A 17,609-nucleotide genomic window follows, 5' to 3' on the forward strand; every position below is an offset into this window, starting at 1 on the left:
CGCGCCGGAAGATGCCCCGACATCAGCGTCGGCCTTGTGTCGATGGGGAAACGAGGACCTTTCCATGTATGGTCGCGACACGCTTGCCGAGCCTATGGCCGGCACGGCTGCGCTCGGGCAATCCGGACCGACGGGCACCGGAGCCTCGCAGCAAACCCGCAATGCCCAAGCGGGCGCCTTCTCCAGCGACCCAGGAACTTTCGCTCGCGATGCCCTGTCCTATGGCAGGGACGCGGCCGAGCGTTGGATCCAGTTCTGGGACACGCTTCGCCAAAGGGCCGACAACATGCTGGCGCACGAGCGCGCCGGAAAGCCGCCGCTGCTCGACTTCGACTATGAAGTCCTGCTCGATGCCCGCCGGTTTGAGCGTCCGGCAAATTATGCGCTCCTGCGCGTGACCCGCGTCGGAGATCAATGCCTGGACGATTGCCTGGACGCTGCCAAGCCGCCGGTGGTGATCCTCGATCCGCGGGCCGGTCACGGACCGGGGATCGGCGGCTTCAGGCAGGACTCCGAGGTCGGCCTCGCCCTGCATCAGGGGCATCCCGTCTATTTCGTCACCTTCTATCCCGAGCCTGCCGCAGGGCAGACGCTCGCCGACGTGCTTCACGTGCTGCGGCGGTTCGTCGAGGAGGTGTCACGCCGCCATTCCGGCGCCGCGCCCGTGCTCTACGGGAATTGCCAGGCCGGCTGGGCGGTGACGCTGCTCGCCGCGGACTGCGCGGGGCTGACGGGTCCCGTCGTTCTCAACGGGACCCCTTTGTCCTACTGGGCCGGCGAGAGCGGCATCAACCCGATGCGCATCGCGGCGGGCTTCGAGGGCGGCGCGTGGCTGACGCACTTCCTCGCCGACCTCGGGGACGGCCGCTTCGACGGCGCCTTCCTGGTGCAGAACTTCGAGGGGCTGAAGCCCGAGGCGGTGTGGGAGAAGTACGCGAACCTCTATGCCCACATGGACACGGAGAGGGAGCGGTTCCTCGCCTTCGAGCGCTGGTGGGGCGGCTACTACTTCCTGAGCCGCGAGGAGATCCTCGCCATCGTCGAGAACCTCTTCGTCGGCAACCGGCTTGAGGAGGGGCGCCTGCGCATCTGCGCGGGGTGCCACGCGGACCTCAGGCGCATCCGCAACCCGCTCGTGATCTTCGCCTCCTATGGCGACGACATCACCCCGCCCCATCAAGCGCTTGGCTGGATACCGGTCGTGTACCGGGACACCGACGACCTGAAGGCGGCGGGCCAGCGCATCGTCTATCTCGTCAACCGCCATGTCGGGCATCTCGGCATCTTCGTTTCCGCCAAGGTCGCGCGGCTCGAGCACCGGGCGATCCTGCAGAGCCTGCTGCGGATCGAGGCCCTTCCGCCCGGCCTCTACGAGATGAAGATCAACAATCCCTCGGGCGATCCCGATTGCCGCGACGGTGGCTACGCCGTCCACTTCGAGGCGCGTGAGGTCTGCGACATCCGCTTCCCCCGGCAGGACGATGCCTTCGAGCGCGTGCGCGACCTCTCCGAGCGCAACGAAGCCTTCTACAGCACTTTCGTTAGCCCCTGGGTGCAGACACTGACGACGCCATGGTCTGCGGCGCTGCTGGAGACGCTGCATCCCATGCGCACGAGCCGGCACCTCCTGTCGGAAGGCTTCCTGCCCTGGATGCACGGTGTCCGCTGGCTTGCGACGCAACTCGCTGCGGACCGGCATCCGGCCGCACCGGACAATCCCTTCAAGGAGCAGGAGGAACACATCTTCTCCCGTGTCACCGAGGCGATCGCACAGGGACGGCGCCTGCGGGACGCGGTGTGGGAGCGCGCCTTCGACGAGCTCTACAGCGGCGCGGGCAGTACCCGCCCGGTCGATATGGAACCACAGGACAGGGGCGAGGACACAAGGCCGCAAGACACACGGAGCGGTTTGGATTTCCAGGCGGCGGGCATCAGCCGCGCCGCAGCAACAAGAGGGAACTGACCATGACGACGTTTCATAATCTGATGCTCGCCAGCGCGCTGCTGCTTGCTACGCCGGGCTTCGCCGAGGATGCGCACCATCCGCCGGAGGCCCAGCCTGCTGCGCCCCAACCCACGGCGCCCTTGGCGGTCACGCCCACGCCGCAGCCGCCTCAAGCCGCCCCGGCCCCCGGTGGTCCTCAAGGCATGATGGGGATGATGGGTCAGGGCGGCATGGGCATGATGGGAGGCGGAAACACAGGGGCCGGCATGGGAATGATGGGCGGAGCCGCCGCCGGCGCCATGGGGATGGGCCAGATGATGGATCCCGGCCGGATCACAGGGCGCATCGCCTTCCTGAAGGCCGAACTGAAGATCACCGACGCCCAGCAGCCCCTGTGGAGTGCGTTCACGGAGGCGCTCAAGGCCAACCGCGCCATGATGGGCGACATGCAGGAGATGATGATGGCCGCGCAGGGCGGCGGCGCCCCGACCGTGCTGCAGCGGATCGACGGTCACGAGCGCATGCTTGTCGCCCGTCTCGAAGCGGTACGGCGCCTCAAGGCCGTGCTCGGGCCGCTCTACGCGTCGTTCGACGAGGCACAGAAGCGCACGGCGGACCAGCTCATGATGCCGGGCGGAATGGGGCCCATGTGAGCGTCGTGACCATGTGAGCGTCGAGTCCAGGTGAGGATCGAGCCCTTGGGCGGATCGGCATGAACGCGGCCGGTCCGCCTCGAGCAGGCGGGAGGATCATATGTCTTTGCATGACGACACCAGCCATATGCCGCGACTCGGCAACGACAACGGCGCACATCCCCCTCACCGGGGGTTCTGGCGCTCGCCCGGTGGCATCGTTGCCATCGGCTTTCTTCTCGCGGCGGGCTTCCTGTTGCTCTCGGAGCATCGTGCCCATGCGCTGGGATACCTGCCCTTCCTCCTGCTGCTCGCCTGCCCGCTGATGCACATGTTCATGCATCACGGCCATGGCCACCATGCGGGACACTCACGGAGCAGGCCGGGGCCGGGGCCCGAAGGGGATGTCCGATGACCGAAACGCCGGCCTACGGCCTTTGGGGCCTCGTCATCCTCAACTCGGTGGTCTTCATCCTGTTCGCCGCGAGCTTCACCCGGCTCAGGACGCCGCGGGACTGGCGCACCCTCGGGGCGTTCTCAGCCTTCGTCGTCGCCCTGTTCACCGAGATGTATGGGTTTCCGCTAACCATCTACCTCCTGTCGGGATGGCTCGGCCGGCAGTTCCCCGGCGTCGATTTCTGGTCCCACGACGCCGGCCATCTGCTCGAGACCCTGTTCGGATGGCGCGTGAATCCCCATTTCGGGCCGTTCCACATCCTCAGCACCATTCTGATCTTCGGCGGCTTCTGGCTGCTCGCGGTGAGCTGGAACGTGCTTTATGCGGCCCAGCGCGATCATCGCCTTGCGACCGAAGGCCCGTACGCCCGCCTCCGGCATCCCCAGTACGCCGCCTTCGTCGTCATCATGTTCGGCTTCCTGCTGCAGTGGCCGACGCTGGTCACGCTCGCCATCTTCCCGATCCTGGTCTGGGTCTATGTCCGGCTGGCGCGGCAGGAAGAAGCGGCTGCCCGCGCCGAGTTCGGGCCCCTGTGGGACGACTACGCCCGTCGCGTTCCCGCCTTTCTCCCTCATATCGCAATTTCATCCCCATACGTCCCTTCCTCCGGAGACGGTCCTCATGACTGAGCATGACGCGCACGCCGGCCATCATCATCATGCCCCTGTGGATCACCCGCACATCGGGACCGGAAGCTCGCCCGCGGAGACGGTCAAGGACCCCGTTTGCGGGATGGAGGTGAACCCAGCCACCGCCGGGTTCCGGTCGGAATACGGCGGCAAGACCTATTTCTTCTGCTCCGCGAAATGCCACGACACATTCGAGGCGGCACCCACCACCTATGTGGCCACGGAAGCTCAGCCGCGCCCCGCCAGGGAGCAGCCGAAGGGGGTGATCTATACCTGCCCCATGCACCCCCAGATCCGGCAGATGGGGCCGGGCAACTGCCCGATCTGCGGCATGACGCTCGAACCGGAGGTGACGACAGGCGAGACCGGCCCCAGCGCCGAGCTTCTCGACATGACGCGGCGCTTCTGGGTCGGCCTCGTCCTTGCCGTGCCGGTCCTGGCTCTGGAGATGGGCGGGCACCTCACCAACCTCCACATGCTGCTCGGGGCGCAGGCGTCCAACTGGATCCAGTTCCTGCTGGCAACGCCGGTGGTGCTCTGGGCGGGATGGCCGTTCTTCACCCGCGCGTGGCAATCTCTGGTCACGCGCCGCCTCAACATGTTCACGCTGATCGCCATGGGCACGGGCGTCGCCTGGGCCTACAGCGTGGTGGCGACCTTCGCGCCGCAGATCTTCCCCGCCACCTTCCGCGCCACCGACGGCTCGGTGGCCATCTATTTCGAGGCCGCCGCCGTCATCACCGTGCTGGTGCTGCTGGGGCAGGTGCTGGAACTGCGCGCCCGCGAGCAGACCGGCGGCGCCATCCGCGCGCTGCTCGACCTCGCGCCCAAGACGGCGCGGCGCATGCGCAGCGACGGCACGGACGAGGACGTGGCGCTGGAACAGGTCGTGGTCGGCGACCGCCTGCGGGTGCGCCCCGGCGAGAAGGTGCCGGTGGACGGCGAGCTGGTCGAGGGGCGCTCCTCGGTGGACGAATCCATGATCACCGGCGAGTCCATGCCGGTCACCAAGGACGTCGGCGCGAAGGTCATCGGCGGCACGCTCAACCAGAGCGGCGGCTTCGTCATGCGCGCCGGCAAGGTGGGGCGGGACACCATGCTGGCGCAGATCGTCCACATGGTGGCGGAGGCACAACGCTCGCGCGCGCCGATCCAGCGCCTCGCCGACGAGGTCTCCGGCTGGTTCGTGCCGGTGGTGATCGCCATCGCGGTCCTCGCCTTCGCGGCGTGGGGCGTCTTCGGACCGGAGCCGCGCTTCGCCCACGGGCTGATCGCCGCCGTGGCGGTGCTCATCATCGCCTGTCCCTGCGCGCTCGGGCTGGCGACGCCCATGTCCATCATGGTGGGCGTCGGCCGTGGTGCATCCATGGGCGTGCTCATCAAGAATGCCGAGGCGCTGGAGCGGTTCGAGAAGGTGGACACGCTGGTGGTGGACAAGACCGGCACCCTGACGGAAGGCAAGCCGAAGGTGGTTGCCCTGAAGACAACCGGCGGACTGAAAGAGGACGCGCTTCTGCGGCTTGCGGCGACGCTCGAGCGGGCGAGCGAGCACCCGCTCGCAGCGGCCATCGTGGCCGCGGCGGAGGAGCGGGGCCTGCCTCTCGGCGAGGCCCGGGATTTCGATAGTCCCGTGGGCAAGGGTGTGACCGGGAGCGTGGACGGCCGCAAGCTCGTCATCGGCAGCCATCGCATCATGGGCGAGGCGGGCGTGGACCTTTCGGCCCTTTCGGCCGAGGCCGAGGCGCTGCGCGGCGACGGCGCCACCGTGATCTTCGTCGCCGTCGACGGGCGCGTCGGCGGCCTCATCGCCATCGCCGATCCGGTCAAGGCGACGACGCCTGCCGCCCTGGCGGCCCTCAGGGCAGCCGGCGTCCGCGTCGTCATGCTCACCGGCGACAACAGGACGACGGCGCAGGCGGTGGCGCGCCGCCTCGGCATCGACGAGGTGGAGGCGGAGGTCCTGCCGGAGAACAAGGCGCAGGTGGTTGCCCGGCTGCGCCAGGAAGGGCGGATCGTCGCCATGGCCGGCGACGGCGTGAACGATGCGCCCGCGCTTGCGGCGGCCGATGTGGGCGTCGCCATGGGGACGGGCACCGACGTCGCCATCGAGAGCGCCGGCGTGACGCTGCTGAAAGGCGATCTTCAGGGCATCGCCCGCGCCCGGCAGTTGAGCCACGCCACCATGAGCAACATCCGCCAGAACCTGTTCTTCGCCTTCATCTACAATGCGGCTGGCATACCGGTGGCGGCCGGCGTGCTCTATCCCCTGTTCGGGCTTCTGCTGTCGCCCATCATCGCCGCCGCGGCCATGGCGCTGTCATCGGTCAGCGTCATCGCCAATGCCCTGCGCCTGCGGCGCACGCCGCTCGGCTGACGCGTCCTTGCAGAGACGGATCCGGCTCCAGGGAGGGAACCATGATGAATTTCGACGGAATGACGGGTTCCGGCATGTGGGGGATGTGGCTGTTCGGCCTCCTGATCCTGGTCCTGGTCGTCCTCGGGATCGCAGCGCTCCTCAAGTATCTCGGTCGATGAGAGTGTGTCCCGAGCACGGAAGGGGTGGGCAGGGCAGGCCAAGCCTGCCCACCCCTTCTGTCGGACAGGACCAGCACGCCTCCGGCGACGATGGTCGGCGGGACCGCCTCAGGACTTCCGGCTGAGATCGAAGGTGATCACGAGCGCGGATGCGAGGAGGGCGAAGACGGCGCCGGCGATGAACGTCGCCCGGGCGCCGCTGATGTCCCACAGCAGCCCGGCGGCAAGGCTCGCCGCGAGCGTCGCGAGGCCGGTGGCGAGATTGAACAGGCCGAAGGCCGAGCCGCGCAGCGCCGCCGGGGCGTTCTGGGCCACGAGCTTGGCGAGGAGGCCTTGGGTGAGCGCCATGTGCGCGCCCCACAGGCCGATGCCGAGGAACGCCCCCCAGAGGCCCGGCACGAAGGCGAGGGTGAGATCGGCCGCCGCCAGCACGGCGAGGCCGCTGAGCAAAAGCCGCTCCGGCGGCGCCTGATCCGACCAGGCGCCGGCGGGATAGGCGCCGAGGGAATAGACGACATTCATCGCGACGAGCACGAACGGAGCGAGCGCCAGCGGCAGTCCCTCGTCGTGGGCCTTCAGGACGAGGAAGGCCTCGCTGAAGCGCGCGAGCGTGAAGACGACACCGATGGCCACGACGACAAGGAAGGGACGTTCGAGGCGCCTGAGATCCGCGATCCGCACCGGTGGAGGCCGGCCTGTTCCAACCGTGCCCACGGACCTGTCCTCGACACCGAGGACGACGCAGAGCACGGCAAGAGCGCCGGGAATGAGGGCGACCCAGAAGACGGCCCGCATGTCGTCGGCGAACAGCGCCATCAGCGCGACGGCGAGCAGCGGTCCGACGAAGGCGCCCACCGTGTCGAGGGCCTGGCGCAAGCCATAGGCACGTCCGCGGATCCCGGGCGGGGTGACGTCGGCCACAAGCGCATCGCGGGGCGCGCCCCGGATGCCCTTGCCGACACGGTCGGCGAAGCGCGCGGCGAACACCATCGCCGGCGCGCCGGCCAGGGCAAAGAACGGCTTGGATGCGGCGCCGAGCCCGTAACCCAGCAGGATCAGCGGCTTGCGCCGACCGAAGCGGTCCGACAAATAGCCCGAGAAGACCTTCGCGATCTGCGCCGTGGATTCCCCGACGCCCTCGATCAGGCCCACCATGGCGACGCTCGCACCGAGCGTGCCGGTCAGGAAGAGCGGCAGCAGCGCGTGGATCATCTCGGATGAGATGTCCATGAACATGCTGACGAAGCCGAGGGCCCAGACGGTCCTCGGGATGGCGGGACGCGGACCTGCAGCCTTCAGGCGGCTTTCCGGCTGAGCCCCGTCCGCGTCCTGCATCACGCCACCCTCACCACCGCCTTCATTCCCGCGAGCGCGACGGCTGCTCCGCGGACAAGCCCTTTTATCCCAGCCGGCGTGCTTCGCCATACGAAGTTGGCGCAGGCATAGGGCGCACGCCGAGCGACCGCGCTTCGATGCTGAAGCACAGGACCAGCACGAAGCCGAGGCTGAAGGCCTTCAGCTGCATGCAGATCAGCAGCACGGTGATTGCCGCCGGGCACGGGATCAGCCCACCCGTCAGTCCGAAGATAATGATCTGCCAAGTCGTCACCGAGCGGCCGCCAAAGCGATTGCGGATATCGGCGGCGTGGGCGCGTGCGTGGGCGTCGTCCTCGTCGCCGAGATTTATGTGGGCGTGGTCATTCTCGTCGAACACCAGGGCATGGGCCTCCTCCTCGCCGTCGGTGAGGCCCAGGCGCAGCTCCGCTGAAAAGGCATGGGGCTCGGGAATGTCGTGCGCGCTCTCGATGAACTCGCCCCGGTTCACGAACGGGAAGACCTGACGGCCGCCGCCGTGCCTCAGGGTTTCGAGAAAGACGCGCTCGGTGGGGCTGGAGATGGGCGAGGACGCCCGCATCGGGACGGCGCCCATGGAGGCGGGCTACTGGTCGGAGGACAACGCGGCGCTGGAGACGGCGGACTGCGAGTACCTGATCGCCACCACCAAGGACTGGAAGCAGCGCAAGGCGATGCGCGCCGCGCCGCCGCCCCGGGGCCGGATGCCCGGAAACCTGAGCACCCGCGAGCGGATGGACCGCAAACTGCTGACCAAGCGTGGCAGGGCCCTGTACCGGCTGCGCGGGCAGACCGTGGAGCCGGTATTCGGCCAGATGAAGGGAGACCCAGGGCGCGGACGGCTTCGTGATGCGGGGCGAAGAGGAGGCCCGGGGCGAATGGAGCCTCCACTGCGCCGTGCACAACCTCAGGAAACTGCACTCGGAGTCCGTCCGCCGGGGCAGGAAGAGCGGGAAATGGCTGCTCAACTGAGCCCGGGGGCCGGAAAGGACGGGCGGGAACCGCCCCCACCGTTAGCAGGTCGCTTCAAACCGAAGCCTGAGGCCATTCGGCAACAGGCTCTCCGGACGACGGAATAGCCCGGTGCAGGGCGTGCGATCAGGACCATGCTGGTTAGCCGGCCTGCCTTCCGAATGCTCCCCGATTGTTTGTCCATGCCTGTGCGCTCAGTTCGGAATCGGGCGGGCGCGGCGGAAGCGCATGAACAAGCTCGGCGTTTCGGAACCAAAAGCCATCACGTCGTAGGTCTCGGGTTCCATCCCGGCAACGTCCATGCCGGGCGATCCCACTGGCATGCCGGCAACGGCGATGCCGCGTGCGGACGGACGCGCAGCCAGGAGCCGGATCAAAGCCGTGGCTGGAACGTGGCCTTCGAGAAGGAAGTTTTCGACCTCGGCCGTGTGGCAGGACCAAAGCGCCGAGGGAATTCCAAAGCGAACTTTGATTGCGTTCATCCTTGGCTCCTCGACTATCTTCGTGGAAAAGCCGGCCTTCGCAATGTGGTCGGCCCAGGCCCCGCAACAGGCGCAGGACGGATCCTTGTAGACCGTGACCAAAGGTTGGCCGGCGGCGCTGGCGGTCGTCGGTGTAAGCAGCGTCGCGCCTGCGAGCAGGAGCATGCGTCTGCGGTCCATGTTCATCGGGTTGATCCTCCAGTGGACGGCGAGAGCTGCGGCGCCGAAGCCCAGCGCAAGTCCTGGGAGCGCGCGCTGAACGGTCTGAAGGCGCAGGCTGAAGCCGCCGTCGAGAAGGCGAGCATCGAATTCGATGCCGCCATGACACGACTCAGCGAAGGAGCAGAGAAGGCCAAGGTGAAGCTCGGCCAGGCACCGAGCGCGGGCGAAGAGACCTGGCAGGCGATCAAGGCTGGCATCGCCGAGACGAAGGCGGTTCACGAAAAGACTGTCAAAAAGATCACCGAAGCACTGGCGAAGCTGTTCTGATCCGCGCGCCCGGCGGCGCGCGGCTTTCGGCGCCCCGTTCCATTTGACGCAAACGTCGACAATATCAGGGAGAAATACGATGCCCTTTCGCGCCTGGAAGATGGGTGCCGCGCTGTTCGGCTGGATCGCGATCCTGTCGGCGGCCACCGCCCACGCAGAAGACCTCGCGACCACCCCTGCTCCGGCGGCCGAGCCAGCACAGGGCGCGGCTCCTGAGGTGAAACCGGCACCCGCTCCGGCGGCCGCCCCCTCCTCCACGACTGTGCCGGCCGATCCGTCCCTGACCCGACAGGCCATCGCCTGGTCGCAGGAGCGGCTTGCCGAACTGGATGCCAGCGTCTTGGTCGTGGAAGAAAATGCGGCCGAGCTCAAGGGCGCCCTGAAGGCGAAGGCGGATGCGGCCGTCAAACAGCTGCAGGAGACGCGCAACGCCTATCGGGCCAAGGCCGAGGCAATGCTCGACAACAGCCGCACGTGGACGGCGGCACAGATCACCGACGCCCGCAAGTCCCTGGACGACACCTGGAAGACCTTCCAGAAGGAGGTCGATACCTATCTGGATGAGGTCCACGCCGATTTCGACACGCGCAAGGCGGTGCTTCTCGCTCAGGTCGAAGGCCGCCAGAAGGCATTGGAAAGCACCATCGCACAACTCAAGGCCGATGCCGCCAAGCTCGCCCAGGACCAGCGCGCGGCCGTCGACCAGCAGATCGCGGCACTGGAGAAGAAGGTCGAGGAGCTCAAGACGCGGGCGGCCAGCCTGAAGAAGGCCGGCGCGAGTTCCTGGGACAAGGCGAAGCAGGCCTACGAGGATGTGCGCACGCGTGTCGTAGAGACCTATCAATCCATCCGCGATTCCCTTTCCGACGCCATGAAGTGAGCGCTGAATAGATGCATGCCTCCTCGCGCCGGCCCATGATCGGCGCGAGGAGCTTCGCATATGTCAGCATCGTGCCGAGCAGCGTGATGTTGACGGCCGATGAGCCTATGCCCTGGAGCGCCCGGAGCGGGGCACCTTTGCTGAAAGCCTCTTGGGCTCCGACTCCGGCGCTGACCAAGGCGATCCGCAACATCACGGATCGTCTTGCCAAGCCCCTTCACGCCAGTGTCCGCAAAACGTTGCGACAGGCGTGGGAACTGAATGACGCCGACAAGGCCGAACGGCTGATCCAAAGCCGCCGAGGTCGTCATCGGCACGATCGAGGCGGTGTCTCTCAATCGGCGGTTGTTCGTCACGCTTCCGAAAATAGTCCCCGTAGCGTCTCGGTCGGCATCAGCATGGTCCGTTCGCCGAGCGGGGAGAGAATAAATCCGTGCCGCCGGTAAAAGCTCACGGCCGCATCGTCGATCGCGTGAGCTACGACAGCTCGAACGCCGGCGATCTCGGTCGCGGCCAGGCAGCGCCGTAGTGCATCTGCGAGCAGGTCGGTGCCAAGCCCCATTCCCTGGTATGCTTGATCGACTGCCAGACGACCGATCAGCAGCAAGGGAATTTGCTCCGGCATACCCCGGCGCAGCTTGGCACTCGGCAGGGCGATCCGCTCTTCCATGGCAGTTGAGATGGCACAATAGCCGGCGACGCGCTTTGGGGTGTCCCTGTCGCAAACGACATAGGTCCGCGCCGACATCCCTTCGCTGGCAAGGGCTCGATCCCGCAGCCAGTCATCGAGAGACGGATGCCTGCCGTTTCGGAACGCCCCGACATCGTGATCACCGGTCAGCCGTTCTGGAGGACGAACGCGTAGTCCTTGGGGCCGCTGTTGGCTTCCCTCTCCCTTGCCGGCAGGCATCAACGCTCCCAGACGGGCTTGCGCTTCAACCGCGTACGAAGTTCCTCGGCCGGCTTGGCCGGAGCATCGAGCAGCGCGAGGAAGGCCACATGCGCCGCATCATCAAGAAAGAAGCTGCGCTGGTCGAGAATGGCTTCCTCCGCTTCCCGACGGGCGCTGTCCAGCATGAATTCCGACAGCTTCTGTCCGCGCAAGCTCGCGGCCCGACTTAGGATCGCCTTCGTCCCCGCCGAGGCGCGGATCTGGATGAGATCATCTTTCCGAGCAGCATCACGTTTGCGGCCACTCTCCGAGCGGGCTGATTGCACCATCGGAACGCTCCTATTTCAGGAGCCGGACATTGAAGATTTGCCATTACAATGTCAATACATTTCGTCCCAATCCAAATTCTACAGCCTGATACGGGGAGCGAGGAGACTTTCCCCTCGCTCCCCCAGGGCAATCGCCTTCCGCCCGCCTGCCGCTGCGGTGCCGCTCAGGCGCGACATCCCGCGCTTCCCGTTCGTGCCGGACGACGCGGCGCGGCTCAGGGAAGACTGCTACGAGGCCTACAATATCCAGGCTTAGAGAGGCTGTTGCAGAATCGCCACCTCGACCGACGCTCTCCGCTTGCGCCAATGACGGCGTGCTGATTCCCTTGGAACAGGCAACGTGAGGGGGAAGAGATGGCGAATTTCTACCGCGAGCCGGGTCGCAGGCCGCGGTTTCTTCTGCCGGTGGACATGGCGGACTGGCTACCGGACACGGACCTTGTCCATCTTCTCCTTGATGCCGTCGGCCTGATGGATCTGTCAACATTCGAGGCGCACTACCGCAAGCGCGGTTCCGGGGCGCCGCCGTTCGCGCCGAGGATGATGGTCGGCCTCCTTCTCTATGCCTACGCGAACGGGCAGCGCTCGAGCCGTAAGATGAGCCAATGACCTCATAGCTGCTCAAAAACGAAAACGGACAGAACATATTAAGAACATCATTTCCGTTGGCCCGAGAATTCCCGAACCCGCCCCCAGGATCGTGTCCCATCCCGTGGTGTAGCTTCGGCGGCGTGATCACCGCGCTCTCCGGCGAGGCCGGATCGGTCAGGCGGCCAGGATGGGCAGGCTGACGAGGGGATCATCGCCCAAGGCCGAGACGCTTTCCAGGGTCATGTAGCGGCAGCGCTGGACGGCCCATTCATCGTTCTGTGCGAGCAGGATGAACATGGCGGCGACATCCTCCTGGTCGCGGCTGATGCGGTTCAGCGCCTCCGACAGCACCCTGTCGAAACGCCCGGCCTGCGCGTCGGCCAGAAGCTTCTGGATGCCGGCACGGACCAAAGAGGCTCCGGAAATGGCCCGGTCGGAATAGCTGTCCACCACGGTCCAGCCTTCGCGCGTCGCACGCTCCCGGCACTGGCGCAACTGGTCTTCGATGGAAGCATCGCGCTGGTTGTCGGAGGAATAACGGGCGTAGAGCACAACGCGGGGCATGGCGGTGTCCTTCTTGTTTAAAGGTTCCTCAAATCCTTGATGAGCGCGAACAGATGCAGCGGATCGGTGGGAGATGGCTGGAAGTCAAACCGCTCATAAAGCGAACGCGCCGCGTCGTTCTTGGCGTGAACCACGAGCGCGCGAACACCGGCAATGTCGGCCACTTGCAGCGTGCGCAGGACGGCGTCACGCAACAGCCCAGCGCCGATCCCCTTGCTGTGCCACTTCGTGCCTACTCCAAGCCGGGCCAGCAACATGACCGGCACAGGATGCCGGGCCAGCCCCTTGGTCAGCCGCTCGGGCGCTCCCTCGTAGCGAACCTCACCGACAACGAGCGTGTAAAAACCCACGATAGCGTCGTCGCCCGCGATGCCGACATAGGTCTGCGACGCATTCGCCATCTGGTTCGGAAGGGCGAAGCGGATCAGAAAACGATTGAGTGCGTCTTCGCCGCAATCGAATGCCTCGACGGCATGGCGGCGATGCAACTTCTCGATCCCAAAGCCCGTCACGCGCGCTTATCGTCCGAAAAGACGCTCGGCTCGTTCAGCAGCTTGCGCAGACGCGGCAGATCACGCGGCGGGGCGTCCAGGGCGGTGATGAAGGCTTTCCACTTCTCCGGGGAAGCTGGAAAACGCGACGGTCGGCAAGAGCTTCCTCAGCCCGGCCGAGCGCGCTTTCAAGCACGAACTCGCTCAGCGAGCGACGTTGCGCTTGCGCGGCGGCCGTCAGGGTATGCTTGGCCTCCGCCGTCAGGCGGAGATCGAGCTTTTCGGTGCGGGTGATGCGTGGGGCCACGATGCTCTCTCCTGAACACATCCTGCCAAAATGCCTGACATTGTCAAGACATTTTGGGCGCCGCATCATGTGTCCCCACCGTCCTGCTCGTCGCCGGATTTCGGCGCGTTGTCATTGGCGGCTTTGGTGGTGCGCGCGGCAAAATCCTCGCGCGCCATGCGGCGGCCGATGATGCGGGCAAGCTGAAGGACGACCTCGAGGTCCTGCTTGCGGCCGGCGAGCAGGGATTCCAGCTGCGGGTCGCGCTCGAGACTTTTCGCCATGTCTCCCATCATGGATCGGGTGGCCTTGTAGCCGGACATGTCGCCTGCCGCGTATTGGCGCTGGCTGGTCTGGTCGAGCTTGCGCCAGCGCTGCACGAAGCGGTCGGCGCGGCGGGCCGGATCGGTGCGGATTTGGGTCTCCAGCTGAAGCGCGCAGATGGCGCGGTTGACCTTGCCCGTGCCGGCCTCGCGGGCAAGGTCGGGGTCTTTCGCATAGGCCGCCTCGGCATCCTCCCAGCCATGGGGCCGCACATCATCGAAGGCTTTGCGGGCCTCGGTCAGTTCCTTCCACTGCCCGGGGCTTGCCGTGCGGCCGGCATCCTCGGCGCTGAAGATGGTATCGACGGCGCGGGCATGACGCTTGAGCGCTTCGGTGCGGGCGCGGCGTAGCCCCGCCTCCGGGTCGTCGGCAATCTCCCGGTCTGGCGCTGCCGCGTCCCGCCGTGCCTGCACACCCGCGTTCTCCCTTTCCGGCCGGGCCGCATCCTTTTCCCTTTCCGGCTGCTCCCTGGCGTCGGTGCCAAGCGCTCCCTTCGCGGGCAGGCGCAGGCCGTCGAACATGCCGCGCACCTTTTCGGGAACCTGCCTGACGATCTCGACAACCCGTTCCATCCGCGCGCGGAAGGTGATGCCGCGCCGTTCGGCGTAGTCGCGGGCCGGTTCGTAGTCGCTCGCCATGTCCTTGGCCCGGTCGCGCGACAAGACGTTGATGAGCTTGTCCGGACCGGCAAAATCGTCGCGGCCATAATGCAGGTCCACGCCGTCGCGATGCCGCGACAGGGCGACATAGCTGGCGTGGGCGTCCAGCCCCGGCGTCGCCAGAACATGGGTGCGGTCCACGGTCATGCCCTGCGCCTTGTGGATGGTCGCCGCATAGCCGTGGTCGATCCGGTCGTAATCCTTCAGGTCGAACGAGACGCCGCGCCCATCGTCGGTGCGCACCGACATCGACCGTCCGCTGACCTGGTCGATGGTGCCGAGCGTGCCGTTCTTCACGCCAAGGCCGCGCTCGTTCTGCAGGAACATGATCCGGTCGCCGGCGGCGAAGTCTCTTTGCCCCCGCTCGACGGTGACGCGCACGTCATCACCCAGATCGCCGGCGGCCCGCATCCGCTCCCGTGCATTGCGTTCGTGACCGCCCATTGTCCCCGCTTGAGTCGAGGAGCGGCGAAACTGACAGTGACGGCGCTTCGATCCTTCTTGGGCTTTCTGCATCTCGAAGGCGTCATCGCGGAGTCCCTGTCCTCGGCCGTGCCGTCGGTTGCGGGGCGGCGATTGGTCGGGCTGCCCAAGGGATTGGCTCCCGACCAAATCCAATGTCTTCTGGCGTCATGCGACAGCCATACGCGCCGTGGCTGTCGGGATGTCGCCATATTGACGATGTTGGTCCGCCTGGGCATGCGCGCCGGCGAAGTGGCGAAGCTTCAGTTGGATGACATCGATTGGCGAGCCGGCGAGATTGTCGTGCGCGGCAAGGGGAATTCCATCGAGCGGCTCCCGTTGCCTCCCGACGTCGGCGAAGCGGTGGCGGAATATCTGCAAAGCGCCCGACCTCCCAGCGCCCAGGGTCGAACGGTTTTTGTCAGGATCAAAGCGCCTCATCGACATCTCACCTCATGTGGCGTGAGCAATGTCGTCGCCGATGCCGGCCAAAAGGCGGGACTCGGGCGTATCCACGCACATAGGCTCAGACACACGACCGCCATGCAGATGTTGCGCGCGGGAGCGTCCTTGCCGGAAGTGGGCCAACTCCTGCGCCACCGCAGCGCGCTGACAACGGCGATTTATGCCAAGATCGACCGCGAAACCCTGCGGATGATCGCTCGCGCCTGGCCGGGAGACGCCGCATGAGCGCTCTCCGTCAGGCGCTCGCCGACTATTTGTCCGTGCGGCGCATCCTCGGTTACAGGCTGGTCCGGGCCGAAAAGCTTCTCGCTCAGTTCCTCACCTTCGTCGAAGAACGCGGAGAAGAGCATCTGACCATTGAGGCGGCTATCGCCTGGGCGACGGCGCCGGCCAATGCCGATCCGAGTTGGCAATCCAGGCGGCTTTCGGACGTGCGTCGGTTCGCCATGCATCTGCGCGGGATCGATTCCGCCACCGAGACGCCTCCAGCAAATATCCTGCCCGGCGGACGATCTCACCGGGCGACGCCATACCTCTACTCGGCGAAAGAAATCTCGACGCTGATGGCGACGACCACGATATTGCGCGGCTCGCATCGGCAAGCGACCTATCGGACATTGATCGGCTTGCTGGCCAGCACCGGCATGCGGATCGGGGAGGCGATCAGCCTGGATCAGCAAGACTTCGATCCTATCGACGGTCTGCTCACCATCCGCCACGGAAAGTTCGGCAAATCCCGCGAACTGCCCTTGCATCCAAGCGTGGTCGCCGCGCTCGGCGCTCACTTGAATCGAGCCGATAGGCCGCGCAATGCGGCGAGAGCGCCAGCCATATTCCTTTCACCGCGGGGCACAAGGCTGCTGTACGTGAACGTGCAGAAAACCTTTCAACAGCTCGTGCGTCGCGTCGGCATCATCCCGCGCTCGGCAAAATGCCGACCGCGGCTGCATGATCTTCGGCACGGCTTCGCGGTCAACACCATTCTCGACGCCTATCGTGATGGCAATGATCCTGGCGCCAGGTTGGCGATCCTGTCGACCTATCTCGGCCACATCAATCCGGCTCACACATATTGGTATTTGTCGGCCTCCCCCGAGTTGCTGAAGCTCGCAGGCGACCGGTTGGAACGCCGCCTCGGAGGTGAGGCATGACTGCGCTGGCCATCACCTTGCAAGCGTTCTTCACGGACCGCCTGGTTCGTCAGCGTCAGGTCAGCCCGAATACGCTCGCAGCCTATCGAGACACGTTGAGATTGTTGCTGGTCTTTGCCGCCGACAAGAAGGGCAAGGAACCATTCAGGCTGGAAATCGATGACCTCGACGCTCCGCTGATCGGCGCTTTCCTCGATGATCTCCAGGAACGGCGCAAGAATGGCGCCCGAACCCGCAACGCCCGGCTTGCCGCCATCCGTTCGCTGTTTCGATACGCCGCCCTTCGCCATCCAGATCGTTCCGCTCTCATCGAACGCGTTCTCGCCATTCCACCCAAGCGCTTTGACCGAAGGCTCGTGACCTTTCTGACCGAACCGGAAATCGCCGCATTGCTTGCCGCTCCCGACACGACGACCTGGACCGGCAGGCGCGACCACGCGCTCTTCAGCCTCGCCGCGCAGACCGGATTGCGAGCTTCGGAACTGATCGGCCTCCATTGCGCCGACGCCCATCTTGGCGCCGGCGCGCATGTCAGTTGCCGCGGAAAGGGCCGAAAGGAGCGGATCACGCCGCTCACATCGGGGGTGGTCGTCACCTTGCGCGGCTGGCTCACCGAGCGCGCCGGGCAACCTGAGGCGCCTCTCTTTGTGACGTGCTCCGGCAAGGCGCTCAGCCGCGATGCGCTGGAACACAGGCTCGCCAAATACATGCAAATCGCCAGCAAAGCCTGTCCGACGCTGACGCAGAAGTCGGTCACCATGCACGTTTTGCGGCATTCCGCAGCGATGCGATTGCTGCAAGCCGGGGTCGACACTTCGGTGATCGCTCTCTGGCTCGGACATGAGAGCGTGGAGACCACCCAAATATATTTGCACGCGGACCTGACGATCAAAGAGCGCGCGCTGGCCCGGACGACGCCGGCCGATACCAAGCCCGGGCGTTTCCACCCGACCGACAAGCTGCTCGCGTTCCTGGAGGCGCTCTGATTATGCCGCGTCCTACGCAGCGATCGCCGCCGTCC

Annotated in this window: 18 protein-coding genes and 3 pseudogenes; 12 read left to right on the top strand and 9 right to left on the bottom strand. The window is 66.1% G+C overall.

What is annotated here, in order from left to right; all coding sequences use genetic code 11:
• Nucleotides 1–64 precede the first annotated feature (64 nt).
• From EZH22_RS28140 to EZH22_RS28160, 5 genes are all read left to right on the top strand, one after another.
• Nucleotides 65–1,963: a DUF3141 domain-containing protein gene (locus EZH22_RS28140; protein ID WP_203193620.1), complete on the top strand. Its 1,899-nt coding sequence runs from the start codon at nt 65–67 to the stop codon at nt 1,961–1,963.
• A gap of 2 nt (nt 1,964–1,965) precedes the next feature.
• On the top strand, nt 1,966–2,598 hold the full coding sequence (locus tag EZH22_RS28145; protein ID WP_011993019.1) for a Spy/CpxP family protein refolding chaperone: 633 nt from the start codon (nt 1,966–1,968) through the stop codon (nt 2,596–2,598).
• A gap of 100 nt (nt 2,599–2,698) precedes the next feature.
• Entirely contained in the window at nt 2,699–2,992 is a 294-nt protein-coding gene (locus EZH22_RS28150; protein WP_011993020.1) for a DUF2933 domain-containing protein, read from the top strand.
• Nucleotides 2,989–3,663 (top strand): methyltransferase family protein, encoded by a 675-nt coding sequence (locus EZH22_RS28155; RefSeq protein WP_203193621.1) that lies wholly within the window; start codon nt 2,989–2,991, stop codon nt 3,661–3,663. Before EZH22_RS28150 ends, EZH22_RS28155 begins: the two co-directional genes overlap by 4 nt.
• Nucleotides 3,656–6,037: a heavy metal translocating P-type ATPase gene (locus tag EZH22_RS28160; RefSeq protein ID WP_203193622.1), complete on the top strand. Its 2,382-nt coding sequence runs from the start codon at nt 3,656–3,658 to the stop codon at nt 6,035–6,037. The genes EZH22_RS28155 and EZH22_RS28160 overlap by 8 nt, the downstream gene beginning before the upstream one ends.
• A gap of 269 nt (nt 6,038–6,306) precedes the next feature.
• Here the strand turns inward: EZH22_RS28160 and EZH22_RS28165 are convergent, their stop codons facing one another.
• Both EZH22_RS28165 and EZH22_RS32480 read right to left on the bottom strand, forming a co-directional pair.
• Nucleotides 6,307–7,533, bottom strand: a complete 1,227-nt coding sequence (locus EZH22_RS28165) for an MFS transporter (protein WP_203196811.1) — start codon at nt 7,531–7,533, stop codon at nt 6,307–6,309.
• Nucleotides 7,534–7,669: 136 nt separating this feature from the next.
• A pseudogene (locus EZH22_RS32480) lies at nt 7,670–8,098 on the bottom strand (HoxN/HupN/NixA family nickel/cobalt transporter); the annotation flags it as partial.
• Between the two features lie 28 nt (nt 8,099–8,126).
• On the opposite strand from EZH22_RS32480, the gene EZH22_RS28175 reads away from it, so the two are divergent.
• Nucleotides 8,127–8,630, top strand: coding sequence for a hypothetical protein (locus tag EZH22_RS28175; protein ID WP_210352031.1), 504 nt, complete (start codon nt 8,127–8,129; stop codon nt 8,628–8,630).
• An 87-nt stretch (nt 8,631–8,717) separates the two neighbouring features.
• Here the strand turns inward: EZH22_RS28175 and EZH22_RS28180 are convergent, their stop codons facing one another.
• Complete coding sequence (locus EZH22_RS28180; RefSeq protein WP_203193624.1) at nt 8,718–9,191, bottom strand: DUF411 domain-containing protein; 474 nt, start codon at nt 9,189–9,191, stop codon at nt 8,718–8,720.
• Between the two features lie 15 nt (nt 9,192–9,206).
• Here EZH22_RS28180 and EZH22_RS28185 point away from each other — a divergent pair, with 15 nt between their 5' ends.
• Both EZH22_RS28185 and EZH22_RS28190 read left to right on the top strand, forming a co-directional pair.
• Entirely contained in the window at nt 9,207–9,494 is a 288-nt protein-coding gene (locus EZH22_RS28185; protein ID WP_203193625.1) for a sll1863 family stress response protein, read from the top strand.
• A 79-nt stretch (nt 9,495–9,573) separates the two neighbouring features.
• Entirely contained in the window at nt 9,574–10,374 is an 801-nt protein-coding gene (locus EZH22_RS28190) for a coiled-coil domain-containing protein (protein ID WP_203193626.1), read from the top strand.
• Between the two features lie 352 nt (nt 10,375–10,726).
• On the opposite strand, the gene EZH22_RS28195 is transcribed toward EZH22_RS28190, so the two are convergent.
• On the bottom strand, nt 10,727–11,284 hold the full coding sequence (locus EZH22_RS28195) for a GNAT family N-acetyltransferase (RefSeq protein WP_203193627.1): 558 nt from the start codon (nt 11,282–11,284) through the stop codon (nt 10,727–10,729).
• Nucleotides 11,284–11,595, bottom strand: a complete 312-nt coding sequence (locus EZH22_RS28200) for a type II toxin-antitoxin system TacA family antitoxin (protein ID WP_203193628.1) — start codon at nt 11,593–11,595, stop codon at nt 11,284–11,286. The genes EZH22_RS28195 and EZH22_RS28200 overlap by 1 nt, the downstream gene beginning before the upstream one ends.
• 354 nt (nt 11,596–11,949) lie before the next feature.
• On the opposite strand from EZH22_RS28200, the gene EZH22_RS28205 reads away from it, so the two are divergent.
• Complete coding sequence (locus tag EZH22_RS28205; protein ID WP_203193629.1) at nt 11,950–12,204, top strand: transposase; 255 nt, start codon at nt 11,950–11,952, stop codon at nt 12,202–12,204.
• A gap of 156 nt (nt 12,205–12,360) precedes the next feature.
• Here EZH22_RS28205 and EZH22_RS28210 read toward each other — a convergent pair whose 3' ends face one another.
• From EZH22_RS28210 to EZH22_RS28225, 4 genes and pseudogenes are all read right to left on the bottom strand, one after another.
• Entirely contained in the window at nt 12,361–12,750 is a 390-nt protein-coding gene (locus EZH22_RS28210; RefSeq protein ID WP_203193630.1) for a recombinase family protein, read from the bottom strand.
• A gap of 17 nt (nt 12,751–12,767) precedes the next feature.
• Nucleotides 12,768–13,262: a GNAT family N-acetyltransferase gene (locus EZH22_RS28215; protein WP_203193631.1), complete on the bottom strand. Its 495-nt coding sequence runs from the start codon at nt 13,260–13,262 to the stop codon at nt 12,768–12,770.
• A pseudogene (locus tag EZH22_RS28220) lies at nt 13,259–13,617 on the bottom strand (type II toxin-antitoxin system TacA family antitoxin). The gene EZH22_RS28215 and the pseudogene EZH22_RS28220 overlap by 4 nt, the downstream one beginning before the upstream one ends.
• A pseudogene (locus tag EZH22_RS28225) lies at nt 13,614–14,933 on the bottom strand (Ti-type conjugative transfer relaxase TraA); the annotation flags it as partial. The pseudogenes EZH22_RS28225 and EZH22_RS28220, both read right to left, overlap by 4 nt.
• A gap of 129 nt (nt 14,934–15,062) precedes the next feature.
• Here EZH22_RS28225 and EZH22_RS32130 point away from each other — a divergent pair.
• Genes EZH22_RS32130 through EZH22_RS28240 form a run of 3 tightly spaced genes read left to right on the top strand, consistent with a single transcriptional unit; the run spans nt 15,063 to nt 17,574 of the window.
• Complete coding sequence (locus tag EZH22_RS32130; protein WP_231711193.1) at nt 15,063–15,662, top strand: site-specific integrase; 600 nt, start codon at nt 15,063–15,065, stop codon at nt 15,660–15,662.
• Entirely contained in the window at nt 15,659–16,588 is a 930-nt protein-coding gene (locus EZH22_RS28235; protein ID WP_203193634.1) for a tyrosine-type recombinase/integrase, read from the top strand. Before EZH22_RS32130 ends, EZH22_RS28235 begins: the two co-directional genes overlap by 4 nt.
• Nucleotides 16,585–17,574, top strand: coding sequence for a tyrosine-type recombinase/integrase (locus EZH22_RS28240; protein WP_203193635.1), 990 nt, complete (start codon nt 16,585–16,587; stop codon nt 17,572–17,574). Before EZH22_RS28235 ends, EZH22_RS28240 begins: the two co-directional genes overlap by 4 nt.
• The last annotated feature ends 35 nt before the right edge of the window (nt 17,575–17,609 follow it).

The organism is Xanthobacter dioxanivorans (genome assembly GCF_016807805.1).
In the GTDB taxonomy this organism is placed as follows: domain Bacteria; phylum Pseudomonadota; class Alphaproteobacteria; order Rhizobiales; family Xanthobacteraceae; genus Xanthobacter; species Xanthobacter dioxanivorans.

Bases quoted from the DNA above. Each gene is read 5' to 3' on its own strand.
- EZH22_RS28235 (WP_203193634.1), top strand. From the start codon at position 15,659: ATGAGCGCTCTCCGTCAGGCGCTCGCCGACTATTTGTCCGTGCGGCGC.
- EZH22_RS28140 (WP_203193620.1), top strand. From the start codon at position 65: ATGTATGGTCGCGACACGCTTGCCGAGCCTATGGCCGGCACGGCTGCG.
- EZH22_RS28195 (WP_203193627.1), bottom strand. From the start codon at position 11,284: ATGCCTGCCGGCAAGGGAGAGGGAAGCCAACAGCGGCCCCAAGGACTA.
- EZH22_RS28160 (WP_203193622.1), top strand. From the start codon at position 3,656: ATGACTGAGCATGACGCGCACGCCGGCCATCATCATCATGCCCCTGTG.
- EZH22_RS28240 (WP_203193635.1), top strand. From the start codon at position 16,585: ATGACTGCGCTGGCCATCACCTTGCAAGCGTTCTTCACGGACCGCCTG.
- EZH22_RS28210 (WP_203193630.1), bottom strand. From the start codon at position 12,750: ATGCCCCGCGTTGTGCTCTACGCCCGTTATTCCTCCGACAACCAGCGC.
- EZH22_RS28155 (WP_203193621.1), top strand. From the start codon at position 2,989: ATGACCGAAACGCCGGCCTACGGCCTTTGGGGCCTCGTCATCCTCAAC.
- EZH22_RS28200 (WP_203193628.1), bottom strand. From the start codon at position 11,595: ATGGTGCAATCAGCCCGCTCGGAGAGTGGCCGCAAACGTGATGCTGCT.
- EZH22_RS28150 (WP_011993020.1), top strand. From the start codon at position 2,699: ATGTCTTTGCATGACGACACCAGCCATATGCCGCGACTCGGCAACGAC.
- EZH22_RS28190 (WP_203193626.1), top strand. From the start codon at position 9,574: ATGCCCTTTCGCGCCTGGAAGATGGGTGCCGCGCTGTTCGGCTGGATC.
- EZH22_RS28175 (WP_210352031.1), top strand. From the start codon at position 8,127: ATGGAGGCGGGCTACTGGTCGGAGGACAACGCGGCGCTGGAGACGGCG.
- EZH22_RS28145 (WP_011993019.1), top strand. From the start codon at position 1,966: ATGACGACGTTTCATAATCTGATGCTCGCCAGCGCGCTGCTGCTTGCT.
- EZH22_RS28165 (WP_203196811.1), bottom strand. From the start codon at position 7,533: ATGCAGGACGCGGACGGGGCTCAGCCGGAAAGCCGCCTGAAGGCTGCA.
- EZH22_RS28205 (WP_203193629.1), top strand. From the start codon at position 11,950: ATGGCGAATTTCTACCGCGAGCCGGGTCGCAGGCCGCGGTTTCTTCTG.
- EZH22_RS28180 (WP_203193624.1), bottom strand. From the start codon at position 9,191: ATGAACATGGACCGCAGACGCATGCTCCTGCTCGCAGGCGCGACGCTG.